Annotated in this window: 17 protein-coding genes, 1 tRNA gene and 3 riboswitches; of the genes, 11 read left to right on the top strand and 7 right to left on the bottom strand. The window is 61.5% G+C overall.

The genetic code is table 11. The features are described from left to right. Positions 1-63 precede the first annotated feature (63 nt). Together C8K18_RS23245 and C8K18_RS23240 are read left to right on the top strand one after the other, a co-directional pair. Positions 64-2,439, top strand: a complete 2,376-nt coding sequence (locus C8K18_RS23245) for a tetratricopeptide repeat protein (RefSeq protein WP_107709989.1) — start codon at positions 64-66, stop codon at positions 2,437-2,439. A 38-nt stretch (positions 2,440-2,477) separates the two neighbouring features. Further along, on the top strand, positions 2,478-3,623 hold the full coding sequence (locus C8K18_RS23240; RefSeq protein WP_107709991.1) for a DegT/DnrJ/EryC1/StrS aminotransferase family protein: 1,146 nt from the start codon (positions 2,478-2,480) through the stop codon (positions 3,621-3,623). Positions 3,624-3,725: 102 nt separating this feature from the next. Here the strand turns inward: C8K18_RS23240 and C8K18_RS23235 are convergent, their stop codons facing one another. The 4 genes from C8K18_RS23235 to C8K18_RS23220 form a co-directional block, all read right to left on the bottom strand. After that, positions 3,726-4,463, bottom strand: a complete 738-nt coding sequence (locus C8K18_RS23235) for an acetyltransferase (RefSeq protein WP_107709993.1) — start codon at positions 4,461-4,463, stop codon at positions 3,726-3,728. A gap of 100 nt (positions 4,464-4,563) precedes the next feature. Beyond that, complete coding sequence (locus C8K18_RS23230) at positions 4,564-5,226, bottom strand: acetyltransferase (protein ID WP_107710095.1); 663 nt, start codon at positions 5,224-5,226, stop codon at positions 4,564-4,566. A gap of 253 nt (positions 5,227-5,479) precedes the next feature. Continuing rightward, positions 5,480-6,490: a sodium:calcium antiporter gene (locus C8K18_RS23225; RefSeq protein ID WP_107709995.1), complete on the bottom strand. Its 1,011-nt coding sequence runs from the start codon at positions 6,488-6,490 to the stop codon at positions 5,480-5,482. A gap of 136 nt (positions 6,491-6,626) precedes the next feature. Next, a riboswitch (yybP-ykoY riboswitch) is annotated at positions 6,627-6,811 on the bottom strand. 154 nt (positions 6,812-6,965) lie between these two features. Then, positions 6,966-7,448: an outer membrane protein gene (locus C8K18_RS23220; protein WP_258196185.1), complete on the bottom strand. Its 483-nt coding sequence runs from the start codon at positions 7,446-7,448 to the stop codon at positions 6,966-6,968. A 713-nt stretch (positions 7,449-8,161) separates the two neighbouring features. Between C8K18_RS23220 and waaC the strand changes: the two genes are divergently transcribed. The 4 genes from waaC (at position 8,162) to C8K18_RS23200 (ending at position 12,810) form a co-directional block, all read left to right on the top strand. Next, a complete protein-coding gene (gene waaC, locus C8K18_RS23215) occupies positions 8,162-9,130 on the top strand; it encodes a lipopolysaccharide heptosyltransferase I (protein WP_107709997.1) in 969 nt (322 codons plus the stop codon). After that, positions 9,127-10,251 carry a glycosyltransferase family 4 protein gene (locus C8K18_RS23210; RefSeq protein ID WP_107709999.1) on the top strand — a complete coding sequence of 375 codons (1,125 nt, stop codon included), beginning with the start codon at positions 9,127-9,129 and terminating at the stop codon, positions 10,249-10,251. Before waaC ends, C8K18_RS23210 begins: the two co-directional genes overlap by 4 nt. A 77-nt stretch (positions 10,252-10,328) precedes the next feature. Continuing rightward, positions 10,329-11,318, top strand: coding sequence for a glycosyltransferase family 4 protein (locus tag C8K18_RS23205; RefSeq protein ID WP_107710001.1), 990 nt, complete (start codon positions 10,329-10,331; stop codon positions 11,316-11,318). A gap of 97 nt (positions 11,319-11,415) precedes the next feature. Further along, positions 11,416-12,810 carry an O-antigen ligase gene (locus tag C8K18_RS23200; protein WP_107710003.1) on the top strand — a complete coding sequence of 465 codons (1,395 nt, stop codon included), beginning with the start codon at positions 11,416-11,418 and terminating at the stop codon, positions 12,808-12,810. Between the two features lie 222 nt (positions 12,811-13,032). On the opposite strand, the gene C8K18_RS23195 is transcribed toward C8K18_RS23200, so the two are convergent. Continuing rightward, positions 13,033-13,108, bottom strand: a tRNA-Arg gene (locus C8K18_RS23195). A gap of 310 nt (positions 13,109-13,418) precedes the next feature. Here C8K18_RS23195 and C8K18_RS23190 point away from each other — a divergent pair. Continuing rightward, positions 13,419-14,336, top strand: coding sequence for a cytochrome c5 family protein (locus C8K18_RS23190; protein ID WP_006050868.1), 918 nt, complete (start codon positions 13,419-13,421; stop codon positions 14,334-14,336). A 109-nt stretch (positions 14,337-14,445) separates the two neighbouring features. Here the strand turns inward: C8K18_RS23190 and C8K18_RS23185 are convergent, their stop codons facing one another. Both C8K18_RS23185 and C8K18_RS23180 read right to left on the bottom strand, forming a co-directional pair. Then, positions 14,446-15,021, bottom strand: coding sequence for a hypothetical protein (locus C8K18_RS23185; protein ID WP_006050867.1), 576 nt, complete (start codon positions 15,019-15,021; stop codon positions 14,446-14,448). Between the two features lie 158 nt (positions 15,022-15,179). Next, positions 15,180-17,285 (bottom strand): UvrD-helicase domain-containing protein, encoded by a 2,106-nt coding sequence (locus tag C8K18_RS23180; protein WP_107710005.1) that lies wholly within the window; start codon positions 17,283-17,285, stop codon positions 15,180-15,182. Between the two features lie 419 nt (positions 17,286-17,704). Here C8K18_RS23180 and C8K18_RS23170 point away from each other — a divergent pair, with 419 nt between their 5' ends. The 4 genes from C8K18_RS23170 to gcvH all read left to right on the top strand — a co-directional run bounded on the left by C8K18_RS23170 (position 17,705) and on the right by gcvH (position 21,382). Beyond that, positions 17,705-18,754: an oxidoreductase gene (locus C8K18_RS23170; RefSeq protein ID WP_107710009.1), complete on the top strand. Its 1,050-nt coding sequence runs from the start codon at positions 17,705-17,707 to the stop codon at positions 18,752-18,754. A gap of 207 nt (positions 18,755-18,961) precedes the next feature. Next, complete coding sequence (locus tag C8K18_RS23165) at positions 18,962-19,312, top strand: hypothetical protein (RefSeq protein WP_107710011.1); 351 nt, start codon at positions 18,962-18,964, stop codon at positions 19,310-19,312. 111 nt (positions 19,313-19,423) lie between these two features. Then, positions 19,424-19,524: riboswitch (glycine riboswitch) on the top strand. A 55-nt stretch (positions 19,525-19,579) separates the two neighbouring features. Then, positions 19,580-19,733: riboswitch (glycine riboswitch) on the top strand. A 78-nt stretch (positions 19,734-19,811) separates the two neighbouring features. Beyond that, positions 19,812-20,930 (top strand): glycine cleavage system aminomethyltransferase GcvT, encoded by a 1,119-nt coding sequence (gene gcvT / locus C8K18_RS23160; RefSeq protein ID WP_107710013.1) that lies wholly within the window; start codon positions 19,812-19,814, stop codon positions 20,928-20,930. Between the two features lie 71 nt (positions 20,931-21,001). After that, positions 21,002-21,382, top strand: a complete 381-nt coding sequence (gene gcvH, locus C8K18_RS23155) for a glycine cleavage system protein GcvH (protein WP_006050862.1) — start codon at positions 21,002-21,004, stop codon at positions 21,380-21,382. Positions 21,383-21,422 lie beyond the last annotated feature (40 nt).

Below are 21,422 nucleotides of genomic sequence, written 5' to 3'. Positions count from 1 at the left end.
CCACCCTTCACGGCGCGAATTCGGACTTGATAATCCAACGTACAGCTTCCTCGTGCGAGCATCATGTCCATCCAATTCCAGTTCCCGACGTCCCAGCCTCTCACTCCTGAACAGCAGCGCGCTCAGGACATCGCTCTCGTCATGCAGAGCGCCATCGAGCAATATCACAAGGGTGAGATCGACGACGCGCGCGCGCTGTTCGAAGCCATTCTCGAGGCCATGCCGGAGCATCCGGACGCGAACTACAACCTCGGCGTGATCAAGGTCCAGACGAACCGCGCCGCCGAAGCCGTTCCGCACTTCGAAGTCGCGCTAGGCGTGAGACCGTCCAACGGACAGTATTGGGTCGCCTATATCAATGCGCTGTTCGAAAGCAATCAGTTAGCAGCCGCATGGACCGCGGTGGAGCTGGCACAACAGCAGGGCGTTCAAGGCCCCGCGATGAATAGCCTGATTCATCAGTTGGCGCAGCCGGAAAAGCGGATGGAAATCAAAGTCAATGCGCATCCGGACGCTGTGCAAGACGTCAATCTGGTCATCGGCGAAGCGGCCGAGGAGCCGGCAAAAATCGCGCGCGTACCGTTGAGCGCGGCTCAGCATCGTGCAGCATCGGCCGCGGAGATTCAAAAGCACAACGCGCTGGTGCACAAGGGCAATTTCCCGGAAGCCATCAAGCTCGCTCGCAAGCTGACCGCTCGCTACCCGAAAGACATCCAGTGTTGGCGTGCGCTCTCCATTTCCCTTCACAAGAACAATCAATTCCGCGAAGTACTCGAAGCGTCGCGCAAAGGCGTGGAGCTGGATCCCACTGACATGATTTGCCGCTTACTGCTCGCCGATACATCGCGCCACACCGGCGCGCTGGACGAAGCCGAACGGCACGCACGGCAACTTATCGCCATTGCGCCGGATCACGCAGAGGCACATCGGATTCTCGGCGTCACGCTGGTCGCGCTTGGACGGCGCGCCGAGGCGATTGCGTCATGCATGCGAGCCGCACAGCTTGCACCGCGCTCGGCTTCTGTACACAGTTCGCTGGGCAACGTGTATCTCGGCATCGGCGCTATCGCGGAAGCCGAAGCCGCGCTGCGCACCGCGCTTGAAATCGAGCCTGCCAATAGCAACGCACGCACGAATTTGCTGTTCTGCCTGACGCACAGCAATACGATCAGCAAGGCCGCGTTCCTTAAGGAACACAGGGTATTCGGGGAAATGCACGACGTTCCCGCCATCGTTGCGAGCCGCCGTTACACCAATCGACGTGATCCCGAGCGCAAGCTGCGCATCGCTTTCGTTTCCGGCGACTTTTGCAATCATGCGGCGGCTTACTATCTTCTGCCCGTCGTGCAGCATTTGACCCATGACCCCGAGCTATCGCTTCACTTCTATTACACCTTTGGGGTGAATGACCACCTTACCGAGAAGCTTCGCGCACACGCCGACTCGTGGCACGCGGTGGCCGATCTTGGCGATGCGGCGCTGAGCAGGAAGATTGCCGATGACGGAATCGATATTGTCATTGATCTTTCGGGGCATACGGCGCATTCGCGAATCATTGCACTCGCGCACAAGCCGGCGCCTATTCAGGCGTCGTGGATCGGCTATCCAGCCACCACCGGAATGACCGCATTCGATTACTACCTGTCGGATCGGTTCATCACGCCTCCCGCGCAATTCGAGGATCAGTTCGTCGAAAAACTGGCGCTGCTGCCCGCGATCGCTCCGTTCATGCCGCCGCCAAACTGCCCGCCCGTGAATGCGTTGCCCGCACTTCATAAAGGCTATGTCACGTACGGCAGCTTCAACCGGCTGAACAAGCTGAGTCAGGAAGTTATCGCACTCTGGAGCGTCATTCTGCGCGCCGAACCGTCCTCGCGAATGGTGATTGGCGCGATCTCGAGCAAGCTGGACGAGCCGACATATCTGGAATGGTTCGCCGCCGAAGGCATCACCGCCGACCGGCTGACGTTTTGCCCGCGCGGGTCGCTGCCTCTTTACATGCAGCAGCACCACCAGGTTGACCTCTGCCTCGATACGTTCCCCTACACGGGCTCGACCACGACGCTCAACGCGCTATGGATGGGTGTCCCAACGATCACGATGCCCGGCATATCGATGCCGAGCCGCGGAGGCGCCTGCTGGCTCGAGCACGTTGGGCTCGAACAGTTCATCGTGCGCGACAAGGAAGAATTTGTCCGCAAGAGTCTCGAGTTGACTCGCGATCTGGACGCGCTCAACGAACTTCGAATCGGCATGCGCGAGCGCTGCCTGAACTCCGTTCCATTCCAGCCGGAGAAGGTCGCGGCGGGTCTGTCGATTGCGCTGCGCACCATGTGGAAGCGTTGGTGCGCGGACCAAACGCCTACCGCCTTCGAAGCGACCTTGCCGGCTGACTGGTCCCCGTCGCCTGCTGCGCTTTCGACGGACGCGGTGATCTAACGAGCCGCGCGCTGCACCTACTAGCGAAGAACCCAATCATGAACGCAAGCCTGCCTGCTGAAGCTGTTTCGGCGCTGACAGAAGAAACCATCTTTGTCACGCAACCTTATCTGTCGCCGCTTGACGAGTTCATTCCGTATCTTCGCGAGATCTGGGACAGCAAGGTGCTGACTAACGGCGGCCCGTTTCACCAACGGCTCGAGGCGGCGCTCGAGGAGTATCTCGGCGTCGACCACCTTGCGCTGTTTTCGAACGGCACGCTGGGTCTCGTTACTGCATTGCAGGCGCTGCGCATTACGGGCGAGGTGATCACGACGCCCTATTCTTTCGTGGCAACTGCGCATTCGCTGCTCTGGAACGGCATCAAGCCCGTTTTCGTCGACGTCGATCCGCACACGCTGAACATGGACCCGCGAAAGATCGAGGCCGCCATCACGCCGCAGACTACGGCGATCCTGCCGGTGCATTGCTATGGTTATCCTTGCGACACCGAAGCCATTCAGAAGATCGCCGACAACTACAACCTCAAGGTCATCTACGACGCGGCTCACGCATTTGGTGTGCGCACGGGCGGCGGCAGCGTTCTTCGCCACGGCGATCTCTCCGTTCTAAGTTTTCACGCGACGAAGATCTTCAACACATTCGAAGGCGGCGCGATCATTTGCCCGGATGCAAAGACCAAACAGCGGGTCAACCACCTGAAGAACTTCGGTTTCGTCGATGAGACGACGGTGGTCGCGCCCGGCATTAACGGCAAGATGAGCGAAGTCAATGCCGCGTTCGGCCTTTTGCAATTGAAGAATATCGATGAAGCATTAGCCAGTCGACGCGATATCGCTTCCCAGTACTGCGCACTGCTTTCCGATGTGCCAGGCATCCGTTGCCTGCCGGCCTGCGACAGCCCCATTGCGAATCGCGCTTACTTCCCGATTCTCGTCGAAGACGATTTTCCGTGCAGTCGCGACGCGCTGTTCGAGAGATTGCGTCAGCACAAGATCATCGTGCGCCGCTATTTTTATCCGCTGATCTCGGATTTCCCCATGTATCGCGGTCTCGTCAGCGCCAACCCTGCCAACCTTCCGGTCGCAGCCGATGCGGCGAGGAAAGTGCTGTGTCTGCCGATTTACCCCGGTCTTTCCACTGCGAACGTGGAACGGATCGTCGATATCATCAAGACGTATTAAAAGCAGCACGCTCTCTTGCGAACTTCAGATACAAAAAAGCACTCGACGCGTGACATGCGTCGAGTGCTCTTTGTTTGTGTCAGGAAAGAAGCCCGCTAGTAATTACAAGGTCTGCTGAGACTGCTCACGCACAGTCGCCAGTTCGGCGGCTTTCGCCCGCTGAAGCTCACCGAGTACTTCGAGCGCACGACCCTCGTCCGCCGTGAGATCGACAACGAACGCATCGTTATTGTCTTTGATCCACTGCAGCGACATGTCCCACCATGCCAGCTCCAGCAAGCGCTCCCGTACTTTTTCCGAGAAGCGGAAACGCACCAGCCGCGCCGGCGAGCCCGCATAGATACCATACGGTTCGCTGCGGAAGTTCGGCGGTATCAGCGAGCGCGCACCGATAACGCATCCACTTTCGATGACGCTGCCGCCCAGGAATACAGCCTCGTCGCCGATCCACACATCGTTATGAATAACGGTGTCAGCGTATTGCGGCATCATTGCATTGGTGAGACCGTTGCCGTAGATGCTGAACATGGTCGTCGATATGGTCTTCGTTTCATGCTGGGCGTTCAGAATGAACTTGAGCCCCATACCGCCTGCGACGTTCTTTCCAATCACCAGCTTCTGCGCATGGCCGTCGTATCTGGCGACCGAACCCACGCCGAGAACACTGCATCGGCCGATATGAAACACTCCGTCGGAGGCCTCTTCATCCAGCCAGTTCCTGAAGAACTTGTTAGGGATGGTCGAGAAAGCCCCGTCCCGGTAGCCGATCACAATGAAATGCTTCGATAGAGGATGAGTCGGCACGACGCCGATGCTGTCATCCGACGTAACAACGTTCATATAAATCCAGTGCGTGTTGCGGTTTAGTGCACGATGACTTTATTGCCGCATGGAACTGCCGGGCAAGTTGTAGACAGGGTGAACGTGGTGCGGCCTGCATTCACAGATAGCGGGCCCCGGCAACCCTGTCGCGCACCTTCCTGGCGGGACTGCCGTAGACGACCGAATAGGGCTCGACGTCCCTCAGAACGGTAGCTCCCGCGCCAACGATGCTGTGCTCCCCGACGTTGATGCCGTGGCGAAGCACTGCGCCGATGCTAATGGCGGAATACGCACCGATCCGGCAGTTGCCACCCGTTATCGCTCCGGGCGCCAGGCTCGAAAACTCGTCCATCACAGAGTCGTGATCCAGCGACGAGTTCGTGTTCAGAATACAGAACTGGCCTACGCGGCAGTCGGGATTAACGACCGCTCCAGCCATCACTACACTGCCCGCCCCGACCGTTGTGCCGCGACCAATCGTGGCCCGCGGATGAATGGCATTCATGAACTGCAGTTGGGGGCAAAGCGCTCCGACCTTCGCCGCCACTTTCGAGCGGACGACGTTGTCGCCGATTGCAATGATGGTGCCTTGCAGATCGTGTTCAGCCACGAGACGGGGAAGATCGGCTTCGCCGCCTAGCACTGGATAGTCGAGCGTCCGTTCACCAACGTTGCGGTATGCGTCGATTAACCCGGCAATGCTGTGCTTTCCTTCCTGCTCGACAATATCGATGACGACTTTTGCATGGCCGCCCGATCCGACGATGACAATGTGGCTCATACCCGCCTCCGCGGACTTGCTCGACTGGTTCCCTGCCGCTTGATGCATCGACAACATGCGCGAAGAATGCGCCGCGCAACGGTGATTTCGTCGGCGGCGCTTGTCGAGACCCATGTCGCAATGGTTTGTGAAATTATGCCGTCGTCCCGCATCGCGCGATTCCGGGAGTTGGCGAGAGAAAAGCCGTTAGATCGATGTATTGGGCGGGAGCATCGCCGCGGCTTGTGATTCGCCGGCGACGTGGCTCGAACGCCTAACGGCTTAGCGTGATCGCCAGATAAGCGGCGTACAGCGCGCCGCAGACCAGCAGCGCCCACACGGGCGCGCCGCGCTCGCGGGCGTTGAGCCGCAGCCAGCCCGCCGCGACCAGTGTGATGACGATGCCCGTCACCACCTCGATGCGCGGCGTCCACGGCGTCAGCAGAATGCCGATAGCGGGCAACAAGGTGCCCTGAAACACCATCGCGCCCGTGATGTTGCCGAACGCGAGTGTGTCCTTGCCGCGGCGAATCCACAGGATGCTGTTGACCTTCTCCGGCAACTCCGTGGCGATCGGAATGATCAGCAGCGACAGCAGCAGCGGCGATACGCCGACCACCACGGACACGCCCCGCACGCCGTGGATGAAACCCTCGGCGCCCCACACGAGCAGCGCGACCGCGATCAGCAGTTGGACGGCGATCGTCGCGAGGTTGGTCGGCACGCCGAGGCGCGCGAGCATCATCTTGCCGGGCGCTTCCGTGCCGTGGCCTGCATCGACGAGATCGTTCGACGCGCGGAAAGTCGCCACGACATAGGCGACATACACGCCGACGAGCGCGACGCTGAACAACGCGCGCACGATGCGCTGCTCATGCGGCACATACATGGCCGCGGCGGCCAGCAGGAAGGCAAAGAGGAAATAGTTGAGATCGCGAGTGAAGCCCGAACGCTCCGGCGCGACGCGTCCGCCGACGCCGCGCGAGCGCAGCACGGCGAGCGTCATCAGAAAGGTGGACAGCGTGGACAGCATCAACGGTGCGCCGAGAATCGCGCCCACGCCGATCTCCTCGTTGACGGCACGATCGCTCGTCCCGCCGACAATCGCTATCAGCGGCACGAGCGTCTCGGGCAACGCGGTGCCGACTGCAGCGAACAACGAGCCGGTCACGCCTTCGGATATCTTAAGCCGCTCGCCGAGATGTTCGAGCGCGTTGGTGAAAAGCTCGGCCGCCACGAGGATGACGACCAGCATGATGGCCAGTTCGATGAGAAGACCGGTCATGCGCGGCTCCGTGCATCGAAGGGATTGACGTGATCGACGTGATGGACCGAAAACGTGCGGCGCGGCAGATCGCGCGACAGCAAGTTGAGCAGAAGACGAGGAGATTGAACAGCGCGGGATTTCACAGCGGCTCCGAGGTCGGACGTAAGACGAACCATGACGCACCGCGACCCGTCCGACCAGAACGAAGCAGTGCGCCAATGGTCTCGCCAAACCGACCCGGTCGAACGCGCCATGACCCGCAGGCCAAGTATGTTGACGCGCTCTCCTTCAGGCGATGCCGCGATGCGTGAAGGAAGGCTACTCCCCAGTGACCCGGGGATTTTAGCGGGAGTGGGCGGAGGCAACAAGCCTTCGCAAAGAAGCTTGTTGACTGTGTTCGCCGTGAGCCGAGCTTTTACTGCGTGCCAAGTGTGGTGTCCATGCAGCTTGCGCAGCGGTCTGTTTTCTTGCCGCGCGCAAGCTCATCGAGTCATTAATTGAAGTGATACTGGACGCCTACCGTGAAGCTATTGTTTGTTCTCTTCGTGCCGTCGTGATGGCTCGAGTCCGTGGTCCATTCGGCGACCGCGCTGACATGCTCCGCGAACTTGTAGTCCACGCCGAGGCCCCAATGGAACCGCGTATCGGGGTCGTCGCCCGTAAAGCCGGCGCGAATGTACGGCATGAACTGGTTAAACGGCATGCCGAATTTGGCGTCGATTCCGGCGTCCTTGAAGGTGGTGGAGCCGTGGTGCAAATCCGCGAAAGCCTCGGCTCCTACCACGAACCGCTGCACGTCGAAGTTGTATCCGGCGGTGAAGCCCGGAAACACCGTGTTATGCGACGCCTTGTTGAATGCGCCCGATGCATCCGAATTATTGACGCCTAGCTTGAAACCAACATAAGGACCGGCGAACTGGCTTGCGCCCGCTTGCGGCGCCGCTTGTGCGCAAGGAATCTGCGAAAGAAGAACCACCGATGCCGCGAGAATTGATCTGGTTATTTTGTGCATGAATTGCAAATAAAGCTCTTAGTCCGGCGAGTGATCTCGCAATGCCTGTCGCACTGGAATGCGAAAGGGTCGGCGTAGGCCGACGCGCAACTATTCCCATATCGATGGGAATTGCATAGGCAGCGCGCGGCGATTCAGCGAATGGATGAGAACGATCTGAAATTTCAGCGAAGAGGTGAGGCGGGGGCTACGAGGCGTGTGGGTGGGGCAGCGCGTTGGGCGAGTTGCAGTTGTTTTGGCGGTTTGTCGATGGTACTGCGGGACCACGTTTTCGAGCACGACGGCCGGATCTGCTCCGCCTCAGGTCTACGAAACGTCTCTCCACGCACGACCGGAGACTGAGTACGCCAAGGTCCCGTACCCGCTGGGTCCTGTATGATCCTACGCGACTCGCGTGCAACAACCCGGAACCCGGGCGCCCCAGGCAGCCTTCCGATAGCTTGCAAATAGATAGTTGCTCTATTGCTATGTCGAAAATACCGCTGCTACGAACCGCCCTGCCGCCGATCTGAACCAAAGTCGTTTTGATTGCTCCCGGCGTGTGGGAACCCTCGGACCAAGTCCGGGATAATCTAAGCTGGATATCCTGCCGTTGATTTCCTTCAGGTCACTGCACAGCATCGAGGTATAGGTCTCACGGATGCTGAAGTGAAGTCCGCTTGTTGAATGGTAATGGAATGAAACGCATTCTAATAGTGAAAGTCACCTCCTTAGGTGACCTGGTACATGGTCAGCCCGTGGTGGCCGACCTGCATCGCGCCTTTCCTGGCGTCAAGATTGACTGGGCCGCCGATGCGTCCTTCGCCGATGTTCCACGCTGGAATGCGGGCATCGACCGCGTGCTGTGCGCGCCATTGCGGGGCTTCAAGAGAAACCGCTCCGGGGCCGAGCTCAAGGCGATTTTTACATCGATATCTGAACTGCGACGCGAAAAATACGACATCGTTCTCGATCTTCAGGGCGTCTACAAAAGCGCGATAATTTCTTTCCTTGCGCGCTCGCGCCGGCGTCTAGGCTATCGTTCGGCAGACCTCGGCGAGAGCGGCGCCGCCTTTGCTTACACTGGCCGCTTCGCGCCACGTGAAGATCTCAATGCGTGGGACGGCTTGCGCCGCACTGTCGCCGACGCATTCGGCTACGAGGTGAGCGGGGCACCGCGCTTCGACCTGTCAATTCCCAGGTCTGCCGATCCTTCCGTCAAGCCAGAAGAACAGCGGTACGCGATGCTGTTCCATGCCACTTCGAGCGATGTAAAGAAGTGGCCGACGGCTCACTGGGTTGCCATTGGCCGCTCGCTTGTCGAGCGCGGCATTACCCCCCTTCTGCCGTGGGGTTCAGCCCGCGAGGAACAGGAGGCCATCGCAATTGCGAAGGACGTGAGGGGCTCCCGTATACTGCCGCGGATGTCTATCTTGCAGGTCGCGCAGTACGTCGATGCCGCCACGCTCATCGTCGGGACAGATACCGGCTTCGTGCATCTCGCAAGCGCACTCGGCAAGCCCACGGTCATGATCTTCACTGCAACAGCACGGCGTTATTTTGGCGTCGACGTGCCTGGCGTATCGGTGTCCGTTGGTGACGACGGGCGCCCACCCTCGGTAACGGAAGTCCTGGACGCCATTGCTTCGCTGGAGCCTTTGCCTTGAAGATATTGCTGACCAATTTTCACTATGGGCGCGGCGGAGGTCACGATACGTACATCCTGGCGATTGCCAAGGGGCTTTCCAGGCGGCATCAGATATTTGTGGCTGCGCCCTCGAGTAGCAGGCTATTCGAAAAGGCCAGCAAGCTCGAACACGTGACGACACTGCCGCTTGAATTCCCAGCCAAGCTGAAAGACGCCGGCCGCATGATTTCAGCGTGGCGCGCATTGCGCTCGCTGCTGGAGAAAGAACGCTTTGATGTTGTGCACGTCAACGGCTCCCCAGACCATCGCCTGGTGGTATTCAGCCTGATGTGCTTCAGGGGCCGCAAGCCACGCATTGTATTGACCAAACACAACTCCATCGCCATCAAGAGTGACTTCGTCACGAAGATCAGAGCCCGCGCGACAGATGATGTCATTGCCGTATCCGATTCGACTGCGAGCCTTGTGCGCGATTCGGTATATCGACACTGCTCGCTTATCACCATCAAGAATGGTGTGGACACCGACGACTTCAAGCCGTCGGACGCGGCCGAGATCGCCGCGGCGCGTAAGTCGCTGCTCGGCGAATCGAAAGCCGACAAACTTGTGCTCGGGACCGTGACAGGCTTCGACTGGTACAAGGGCACCATGGACGTGATCGCCGCAGTGAGCGCGTTGCCGCCATCGCTACGTGAAAAGATTGCAGTCGTGGTTGTCGGAACGGAGCCGAGCGCAGAGCAGTGGCAGGTTATTGATTCGGTGGGTATGCGCAGCCAGCTCGAAGTCGCGGGTTTCGTGGAAGACGTGAAGCCCTATATCCGGGCGTTCGATATCGGCTTCGTCACGTCATATGCGGTGGAGACTGTGTCGTTTGCCTGCCGCGAGATGATGGCGATGGGCAAGCCTGTGATAGTGTCGAGCTACAGCGGTCTGCCGGAGAACGTTCGTGATGGCGTCGACGGCTGGGTCGTCCCGCCGCACGACCCCGATTCGTTAACTCGGGCGCTGAAAGGAATTCTCGAGCGGGGCGATCGCCTGGCGGACATGGGAAAGATGGCGCGAGCAAAGGCAGTCGACGAGTTTTCTCAAGAGCTGTTTGTCGACAGGACGGAGATGGTCTACCGACTAAGCCAGTCGTAATAGGTCCATTCGCAATGGTCGCTGTCGGCCCGACCTGATGCGATCGGTCAAACGGGCTCCAGCCGCTCTTATCTAATATGCCAAAACAGGTTATTCACATATTCAACGGATTCCAGAATCCGCACGGCGGCAGCGAACAGGAGACGCTCAACCTCGCTCACCTGCTTGGCAAGCAAAGCGAAGTGAGACTGTGGTCGACATCGTCGCGCAGTTCGCCCGAACTGAGGGAAAAGTTCGGAATCACCCCTCTCGGCATTGCACCGAGGCACCGCCCGAACGGAGGCACCTATGTCTTCGTCGGAGCACACTGGCGCAACACGGTATGGCCGTATCTCGCCGCAGTGCCACAACGTCTGATCTACGTGTTCAACACGTTCCATCCGAAGATACTGACGCTGACATCGAAGCATCCGCCCTTGCTGCGCTGGCCGAAGACGGAGTACGTGTTCATCTCCGAATTCCAGAAAAAGCTGGTAGGCGTGGATGGCGTGGTGCATCCATCGCCGATTGACATCGACCTGTTCGCGACGGTAGGTGGTGTGGCACGCAATCGGCCGGTGATAGGGCGTCTGAGCCGCGACACCAACGACAAGCATAACGACGAAGACCTGGTGCTGTATCGTGAATGGTCTGCTCAAGGGGTCGGTGTAAGGCTGCAGGGTGCTACTTGTCTGCGCAACGCGCTCGGGGAGAACACAGGTATCGAGCTTCTTCCCGAGGGAGCTACGCCAGCCGCGGATTTTCTGCGCTCTCTCGACGTCTTCTATTACCGGACAGGGTCTCACGTCGAAACATTCGGCCGGGTCGTGCTCGAGGCAATGGCCTGCGGCCTTCCGGTGGTATGCCATCGGAACGGCGGCTACGCCGATTCGATCCGGCACGGCGAGAACGGCTTTCTCTTCGACACGACCGAACAGGCGCGGCAGATTGTGGGCGCGCTGCTAGCCGATCCGGCACTGCGTACGTCCGTGGGACAGCGGGCCCGACAAACCGTCGAATCGATGTACTCGAAAGAGGCCCTGGAGCTTCGTGCTGCGTTTTATCGTCAGGCGCCGGGCCAGGACTAGTCAGACCCCGGAATGCACTGTAAATACGGATCATCACTTGCAGGGTCATAGGGAGCGGTCCAGGCTCCGCACCTTTGAGTAAAGCGAGGGGTATCGCATGGACACGGCGCACAACCAGCAGGTAGCGTGCAAGTGCCGTCCAGCGATTGCCATTTCGGCACGGGATGAGAAACGAATGAATATGAAAGCGATGCTGTCAGAAAAGAGCCTCCGGCCCAAAACTGAGTCGTACCAGTTGTTCCTCGCGAGGACGTTTGCACTTGTTACTCTGTGCGCCGTACCCATTTCCACGGCCGGAGTCAATCTCGGTTCCGGCCTGGTACTGCTGTTTGCGCTGCTGTCTCCCGAAGTGTGGAGGGCATGCGGGAAAATCCGCACATCGCCCACGAGCATCGTCGCGCTGATCCTCTTCGTTGCGCTCGCTCTTAGCATGGCCTATACGTCGGCGAGCAATGACGAGGCTTTCAACTTTCTCCTGAAGTACCGAAAACTGTTGCTGCTGCCTATGCTGTTCCTGGTTTTCTACGGCAGCGACCGATTAAAGTGGTGCCGCGTGGCCATATGGGCGTTGTTCTCGGCGCTAACGCTGACCATGCTGCTCACCTACACGAACTTTTTCGGCTGGACGGCAATCGGACCGCTGCACGGTAACGATCCGATTACGAAGCCCTGGGTCTTCAAGGACCACATATCGGCGGGCCTGATGATGGCGTTTCTGGCCTATCTGTCGATGGCTCTCGCGACAGCTTCGCCCAAAGGCATCGGACAGTGGCTCCTGCGCCTCGTCGCCCTGCTCGCGCTCGTCAACGTGCTGTTCGTGCTACAGGGACGCACCGGGCAGGTCGTAGCGATCGCCTACATGGCAGTTTATGTCGTCGTTCAACTAATGAAGTTCAAGCATCAGGGCAAACGGACGCGCTGGATAACGACCGCCGCGAGCGTCATGCTGTGCATGTGTCTGGTGGTCTATTCCTTCACGGCAAAGAACTCACGCCTTGCCGAAACCCAACAGGAAATCACACAGTTCGAGGTCTACAACAAGAACACGTCGATGGGCGTGCGGCTCGAGTTTTATCAGCGCAGCCTGGAGCTGATTCTGCATCGGCCGATTGCCGGATACGGCGTCGGTAGCGTTCGAACCGAATTCGAACGGCTCGCGAAGAACAGCTCTGGTGGGCGTGCCGCGATGGCCAGCAACCCGCACAACGAGTTTTTCCTGATGGGCGTACAGCTCGGAATGGTGGGAGTGGCCCTGTTCGCCTGGCTCCTGATCGCGATCGCGCGGGAAAGCTTGCGTCTGGACACACTTGCGCGCACGGTCGTCTACGGTTACCTGTTCGCCTTCGTCATTGGCTGTTTCGCGAACTCGTTGCTGCTCAACTTCACAGAAGGCAATCTGTTCATCTTCCTGATCGGCATCCTGCTTGCGAGCGGCCCGCGGCGGGAGGACACAAACGGGTCGGCCGAAAGGACGCCTAAAGCCGCCGACTAGTGTGGTCAAGTTTGGAGGGGCGAAAGGACAATGTGCGTTGAATATGCTGGCTGGCCACAGCCGCGGGTGGGCTTCTGCTGGCCGGGCTGCCGACGCACCTGGCCGACATGGCGCATGTAGCTATAGCCGATGATGGCGTCAGCGATACCGCAGTTAGCTGCGATTTAGCCTGGAATTCGGAGAGGGAGTAAACAGGTAGATCGTCGTAACCCTCGTGAGGGTTGGTGCGCCCGGCTGGGATCGAACCAGCAACCCCTGCCTTCGGAGGGCAGTACTCTATCCATTGAGCTACGGGCGCTTCGACTTGACAGCGCGGCAACCAGAAGAACGGCTGCGGCGCCAAAGCGAGACCGAAAGGATACCCGGTTTCGGCCATACCGTCCACCGGACGGCCTCCGCGGCCGTTTCTCGCGCCATCCCCGGCAGATTCACGCGCCACCCCAACGCGTCCGCTCCAGTTCGCACGATGCGGGTAAACGCCTGCTGAACAGCGCGCCGCGCCTCTCGCCGCCGTCGAAAGCTTCCGTCTATAATCGTCCGTGGCTGATCAAGAACAAGAAGTTGCCGTCGCGCTGTACCGCTCACATACCCACGGAGACGAGACAAGCATGAGCGAAGCACCACACGGAGCCCCGATTAAAACCCCAGGACAGCTCATCGCCGCGGTCATCGCCGGGTTTGCTGTGCCGATCATCATCATCGTTCTGCTGGCTTACTACGTCGACAATTCGACGCGCACCGGCGCGGGCACCGACAGTCTCTCCGAAGCCGAAGTCACCGCCCGCATCAAACCACTCGCCCAGGTCGACGTTCGCGACGCCAACGCGCCGCGCGTCTACAAGACGGGCGAGGAAGTCTACAAGGCGGTCTGCTCGGCGTGTCACGCGTCGGGTGCGGCGGGCGCGCCGAAATTCACCAACACGGCCGACTGGGCGCCGCGCATCTCGCAGGGCTTCGACACGCTGCTGCATACGGCTCTCGCCGGCAAAGGCGGAATGCCCCCGCGCGGCGGCACGAGTCCCGACGATTACAGCGACTTCGAAATCGCCCGCGCGGTTGCGTACATGGCGAACAACTCAGGCGCGAGCTTCCCTGAACCGGCGCAACCGGCATCAGGTGCCGCGGCGGCGCCCGCTGCGACGGCTGCGGCCGCGGCTTCCGGTGCGGCGGCAGGCGGCGCGTCCGATGCAGGCGCGGCTCAGGCTGCCGCCGCGATGGCCGCGATGGCAAGCGTTCCGCAAACCGCCGCGGCGCCCGCAGCGGGCGCGACGCAAAGCGCTGATGCATCGCAAGCGGGCAAGGCCTTGTATCAGCAGGTTTGCCAGGCATGTCACGCGGCCGGCGTGCTCAACGCACCGAAGTTCGGCGACAAGGAAGCGTGGGCGCCGCGCCTGAAGGAGCCGATGGACACCGTCTACAACTACGCGCTGCACGGCAAGGGCGCGATGCCGCCGAAAGGTGGATCGAGTGCGTCGGATGCGGACGTGAAGGCCGCCGTCGATTACATGGTGAGCAGCGTGAAGTAACGCACCGAACAGCTTCGCGGCTTTTGCCGCGCCACGAAAATCCCTGCACCGCGTGCGCCTACGCGGGCAGGGATTTTTTCATGCCGTGAAGCTGTTCAAAACCAAACGCTCAAGCCTCGGCGTCCGCGGCGGGACGGCTGAACGCCTCGACGAATGCGAGCCTCGGCGCACTGCGCGCATGCCCCGCAAAACGCGCGTGCAACTCGGCGGGCGCGAGCCACGGATAACTCAAGCCTTCCTGCAACGCTTCGAGTAACGCGCCATCGGCATCGGGCACGACGTCCATGCGCGCGATGTGGATATGAAAGCGGCTCACGGCGGGCGTGTCGTCGAAAGTCCATCGATACACGCCGTGCCCCACGCGCAATGCGCCGGCCGCCGGTTCGCGCATCAGCACGAGCCAGGGCAGCGGGTCGATCGCGCCGTCGCGCACCGTCAGCGAGTCGCACACGTAATACGTGCGGCATTGCGTGTAAGTCGCGCCGAAATCGGTGACGAGCGTTTTCGTGATCGCGTCGCGCCCGAGCGTGCGCGCGGGAAACGCGATCGTCGACGTGGCGAGTGAAATGGTGAGCTCTGCATCGGACGCGAATGCGTCGGCCATGCGCTGCGGGCGCGTATTGTCTTTTGCGTCGATGTAGGCTTCGAGCGCGCGAATGTAAGGCGCGTGCGGCGGCAAGGTCATGCGGGCGGTCTCCGGTTGGCATGCTCGAAGGCGCGCGAGTAATGCGTCTAACGCGACCAACTAGCCGCGCCACTGTAGCGCGCGCATCCGCGAAACCAGCCGAAGCACCTTTGCTCAGCGTGGTCTTGCGGACTCACGATAGCAAGCCACGCCGCGCGTCATGGCTTCTGCAACAGCGCCTTCAAGCTCGCGAGCCGGTCTTTCGGCGACATCGGCGCTTCTTCGGGCGTCGGCGGCGGGGCATCGTCGAGCAGCATCTCGGGGATGAACCGCGACGGCTCGCAGACCACCGTCTCTCGCGCGCGCTTGCGCTTCTTGCACCAGTTCAGATGCAGGCTGCGCTGCGCGCGCGTGATCGCCACATACATCAGACGGCGCTCTTCCTCGATGCGTCCGTCGTCGATCGGCTCGTCGTCCGCGCCGCCGCGATGCGGCATGATGCCTTCCTCGACGCCCACCAGAAACACATGCGGATACTCGAGGCCCTTCGACGCGTGCACCGTCGAAAGCCTGACCGCGTCGGGATCTTCTTCGCGGCCTTCCAGCATCGACATCAAAGCGACCGTCTGGATCAAACCGAGCAGATTCTTGCCGGTATCGGCGAGACCGTCGGCCGTGTCGTAACCGGTAGCTTCCCCATTCGCCGACCCAGCCGACCCCGGATCGCCCGGCTCAGCCTTCGTGCCCTTGCGCTTTAACCATTCGATGAACTCGAGCACGTTCTGCCACTTCGCCTGTGCCTGGCGTTCGTCGAATGCATCGTAGAGATACGCTTCGTAGTGGATCGCGTCCATCAACTCGTCGAGCAGCGTGCCGGCCGCATCTTTTTCGGCGCGGTCGGTGAGGCGCTGCATGAAGTCGCAGAACGCGCGCATCGGTTCGATCTGACGCGGCGACAGGCGCGCCTCGATGCCGCCCATGTACACGGCCTCGAACAGCGACACCTTCGCCTGGCCCGCGAACGATCCGAGCGCTTCGAGCGTCGTATTGCCGACGCCACGCCGCGGCGTGGTGATCGCGCGGATGAACGCGGGGTCGTCGTTCGCATTGGCGATCAGGCGCAGATATGCGCAGATGTCCTTGATCTCGGCCTTATCGAAAAACGACTGACCGCCCGACAGCACATACGGAATCCGCTCGCGGCGCAGCACCTGTTCGAAGATGCGCGCCTGGAAATTGCCGCGATACAGAATCGCGTAATCGCGGAAATTGGCACGCCGCTCGAACTTGTGCGCCGACAGACGAAACACGACGGATTCCGCTTCGTGCTCTTCGTCGTTGCACGGCGTGACCGTGATCGAATCGCCCATGCCGTGCTCGGACCACAGCTTCTTTTCGAAGAGCTTCGGATTGTTGGCGATCACATTGTTCGCGGCCGTGAGAATGCGCACCGTCGAACGATAATTCTGCTCGAGCTTGATCACATGCAGCTTCGGAAAATCCTTGCCGAGCTGCGCGAGATTTTCGAGCGTCGCGCCGCGCCAGCCGTAGATCGCCTGGTCGTCGTCGCCGACCGCCGTGAACGCAGCGCGCGGGCCGGCGAGCTGCTTCAGCAATTCATACTGGCACGCGTTGGTGTCCTGATACTCGTCGATCAGCAAATAACGCAGCTTGTTTTGCCAGCGGTCGCGCACCTGCTCGTTCTTCGCGAAGAGTTCGGCGGGCAAGCGGATCAGATCGTCGAAATCGACCGCCTGATACGCGTGCAGCGTCGCCACATAGTTGCGATAGACGATCGCGGCCTGATGCTCGTCTTCGTTCGCGGCAATCGCCATCGCCTCGTCGGGCATGATCAGGCCGTTCTTCCACAACGAAATGATCGACTGGATCTTGCGGATAAAGCCCTTGTCCGTCGAGCCGACCTGTTCCTGGATCATGCCGAAGCAGTCGTCGGAATCCATGATCGAGAACTGCGGCTTCAGGCCGACGTGCTCGGCTTCCTGCCGCAGAATCTGCACGCCGAGCGAGTGGAACGTGCAAACAGTCAACTGATTGACGGGCACCTTGCGGCCTTCCTTGCCGGGCGTCGTGAGCGTCTTGCCCTCGAGCAGCTTGCCCACGCGCTCGCGCATTTCCGCGGCGGCCTTATTGGTGAACGTGACGGCCGCGATGTGGCGCGGCTCGAAGCCCTTCGCGTCGATCAGGTGCGCGATTTTCTGCGTGATCACGCGCGTCTTGCCGCTGCCTGCGCCGGCGAGCACGAGACACGGCCCGTCGAGATAACGGACCGCTTCACTTTGAGCGGGATTGAGGCCTGCGGACATCGTCTGTAGATGGGGTGTTGCGGTTGAAATGCGGCTGCGAGGACGCGGCTATGAAAGGCGCGGCCCTCGGGGAAACGCGCCGTTAAAAGCGGCGCTCACGGCGCCGCGGCACAGTCTTGCAGCGAGTCGCGAAGCGAGCGGAGTGGCCGCCCGGCGCGCGCTGCGGCATACGCGCCGCGCGTGATCTGAAGCCGGTCGACGCGCCCAGGTTCGCGCGAGAGGAGCGATGCTAACACGGATGAAATCGGCGGATAAATTCGGCCGACGAATCGCATCGGGCACACGGCCGCCATCAGCCAGCGCGAAAATCGCACGCGATCCGCCGACGCTCCGTCGCCGCGCGCCCATGCCACAATGACGGCGTTGCGCGCCGCCGCCGCGGTGGCAAAGCGGCGCGCCGTTTTTGCAGGAAGACACGCATGTCCGCATCGCTGAAAATGGGATTGATGGGTTACGGGTTCGCCGGCGCGACCTTTCATGCGCCGGTGATCGCGCACTGCGGCCGCGCGAGCGTCGCGGCTATCGCCACCGGCAAGCCGGAGACCGCGCTCGCCGACTATCCGCACGCGAAAGTCGTCGCCGACCTCGACGCGCTGCTTGCGCTCGACGACATCGACTGCGTCGTGATCGCCACGCCGAACGACACGCACTTCGACCTCGCGCGCCGCACGCTGGAAGCGGGCAAGCACGTCGTCGTCGACAAACCGGTGACGCTCACCGCCGCAGACGCGCACACGCTCGCCAACATCGCGCTCGCGCGGGGCAAGCTGTTCGTGCCGTTTCACAACCGCCGCTGGGACGGCGATTTTCTGACCGTGCGCGATCTGCTCGCGAGCGCCGAGTTGGGGCGCGTCACGCACTATGAATCGCATTTCGACCGCTTCCGGCCCGAAGTGCGCCAGCGTTGGCGCGAGGAAGCGTCGCGCGGCGGCGGTCTGCTGTTCGACCTCGGGCCGCATCTGATCGACCAGGCGCTCGCGCTGTTCGGCGCGCCGCAGACCGTGGCGGCAACGGTGCGCACGCATCGCGATCAGGCGAGCGCACCCGACTACGTGCATATCCAGTTGGGCTACGGCGCGTTCGAAGTCGTGCTGCATGCAAGCGCGCTGACGGCGATCGTCGCGCCGCGCTTCGTCATTCACGGCACGCGCGGCAGCTACGTGAAATACGGGCTCGACACGCAAGAGGACCAGTTGAAAGCGGGCCTGCGTCCGGGCGACGAGGGCTTCGCCGCCGGCAACGCGGCAGGCACGCTGCGGGTGCTCGACGGCGATCGCGAAGCAGAGCGGGAAGTGCCGACGCGCAATGGCGATTACGCGGGCTTCTATATCGCGCTCGCCGACGCGATTCAACATGGCGTGAAGTTCCCCGTGAGCCCGCAAGACGCCGTCGATGTGATGACGATCATCGAACTCGCGGCGCGCAGTTCCGACGAAGGCATCCGCTTGCCGTTCGAACGCATTCGTTAAACGCCCAGGCCGGCGCGAAGCGAAGCATCTCGCACCTCGCGCCGGCAAACCTCGACAGGCGACAGGCAAGCGACCGGCAGCCGACTGACAAAACCGCAAGCAATATAACGTTACAAATCGGCCGGCCTTTGGGGTCAGCGTGAGCGAGCCGTGATCCGTTGCTACGTGGGTAGCATCGCAAAACGACAACGACTTCACGGAGAGTCCATGCCACGTATCATCCGCGCGCTCGCCGCATGCGCATTGCTCAGTTCCCTCGCCGCCTGTGTGGTCGCGCCGCAGCCCGAACCGGCGCCGCGCCCGAACCCGCAGCAGATTGCCGACAAGCGGCTGCGTCAGGTCGACGGCCGCATCGACAACCTGAGCCGCCGTATCGACAATCGCGTGAATCAGGGCTATTACCCGCCGCCGCAAGGGGGCGAACTGCATCATCGGCTCGACGTGATTCGGCGTGAAGCGCACGACATGGCCGCGCAGCACGGCGGCGGTCTGTCCGCCGACGAACAGCGCGTGCTCAACGAGGAACTCGACGGCGCGGCGCGCGCGATCGGCGAATGACGGCGAGCCGGCGCAACATGCCGGCCCGAAGCCGGCCCTAAAGCGCGGCGCACCAGCCCTTCGGCGGACACGCCCTTTATTTGACAAGCCTCCGGGCCTCGCGTACATTCGCCGCACGCGTCGGGAGAGCGCGCTGGCCGCTGAATTCGCAGGCCGCGCCGCCGAAGGGGCACACCCGGAAACTCTCAGGCAAAAGGACCGACCGCGTCGAAAAACTCGCGCCCACGTAACAGCCAGGCAATACGCTGGCAAACATCAAGGCGCGGTTTTTCGCACTCTGGAGAGCGGCAGTAGCCGTCTGCGTCGCACACGCCGCGCAGACCTTGGCAAGCTGCCCACCGAAGGGGCGCGCGTTCACCGTGGCGAATCCATATCGCCACGGCAGCGCAATCTCTCAGGTATCGAGGACAGAGGGGCCATGCAGCACCACGCTCGCCGCTAAAGGCGCGAGGCGCGGCGCCGCATGGCCTTTTTTGTTTCGCGAGACGCCCGAGGCCCCATGACCGAACTCAAACACACTCCGCTCAACGCCACCCATCGCGCGCTGAATGCCCGCATGGTCGATTTCGGCGGCTGGGACATGCCCGTCAACTACGGCTCGCAGATCGACGAACACCGCGCGGTGCGCACCGACGCGGGCATGTTCGACGTCTCGCACATGTGCGTCGTCGATTTCACCGGCGAGCGCGTGCGTGCGTTCTTCGAATACGCGCTGGCCAACAACGTCGGCAAGCTGCAAACACCGGGCCGCGCGCTCTACTCGTGCATGCTGAACCCCGACGGCGGCGTGATCGACGATCTGATCGTCTATTACTTCGGCGAAGATCATTTCCGCGTGGTCGTCAACGCGGGCACCGCCGATAAAGACATCGCGTGGTTCAATCAACTGAACGAAGGCGGCTTCGGCCTGACGATCACGCCGCGCCGCGATCTCGCGATCGTCGCCGTGCAAGGTCCGAACGCACGTGAGAAGGTCTGGCAGACGGCGCCCTCCCTCCGCGCCGCCACTGAGGCGCTGAAGCCCTTCAACGCCGCGCGCATCGAAGCCGCGCCGTTCGGCGAACTGACCGTCGCCCGCACCGGCTACACCGGCGAAGACGGCTTCGAGATCATCGTTCCTGCGGACCACGTGGTTGCGCTGTGGAACGCGCTGCAAGCGCAAGGCGTGCGCCCGGCAGGTCTCGGCGCGCGCGACACGCTGCGCCTCGAAGCCGGCATGAATCTGTACGGCCAGGACATGGACGACAACACCTCGCCGCTCGACGCCGGTCTCGCGTGGACGGTCGACCTCGCTTCGCCGCGCGAATTCGTCGGCAAAAGCAGGCTCGAACTGGACGGCTCGAAGGCCGCATTCGTCGGCCTGATCTTGCGCAAGGAAAACGGCAAGGCCGCAGGCGTGCTGCGCGCGCATCAGAAGGTCGTCACGCCGCACGGCGAAGGCGAAATCACCAGCGGCACATTTTCTCCGACGATGCAGGAATCGATCGCCTTCGCGCGCGTGCCGCAAGGCGTGCAGCCGGGCGATATCGTCCACGTGCAGATTCGCGACAAATCCGTTCCTGCAAGCGTGGTAAAACTGCCGTTCGTGCGCAACGGCAAAGTGCTCGCGGCGGCCTGAGCCTCCGCAAGCCACCGGCGCGCGCGTCCCTTATCCAGTCACTACCGAATCACACCGCATAGGAGCATCCGATGAGCATCCCGGCCGATCTGAAATACACCGAATCGCACGAATGGGTCCGCACCGAAGCGGACGGCACGCTGACGGTCGGCATTACCGACCATGCGCAGGAAGCGCTCGGCGACATCGTCTTCTTCGAAGTCCAGGAACTGGGCAAGACCGTGACCGCCGGCGACACGGTCGCGGTGATCGAATCGGTGAAAGCCGCGTCGGACATTTACGCGCCGGTCTCGGGCGAAGTGATCGAAGCGAACAGCGCCGTGTCCGACTCGCCGGATTCGGTCAACAGCACGCCGTACGAAAGCTGGCTCTTCAAGATCAAGCCGGCCGCGGACGCCACGCTCGACCGTCTGATCGACGCCGACGCGTACACGAAGTCGATCGGCGCCTGATTCACCTCTCGTCTAACCGTCAGGTGCGGCGCGCCCTTCG

Origin of the sequence: Paraburkholderia sp. GV068 (genome assembly GCF_003058125.1) — a bacterium.
In the GTDB taxonomy this organism is placed as follows: Bacteria; Pseudomonadota; Gammaproteobacteria; order Burkholderiales; family Burkholderiaceae; genus Paraburkholderia; species Paraburkholderia graminis.
The sequence above is the reverse complement of the archived record's forward strand: the minus strand, read 5'-3'. Positions and strand labels throughout refer to the sequence as shown.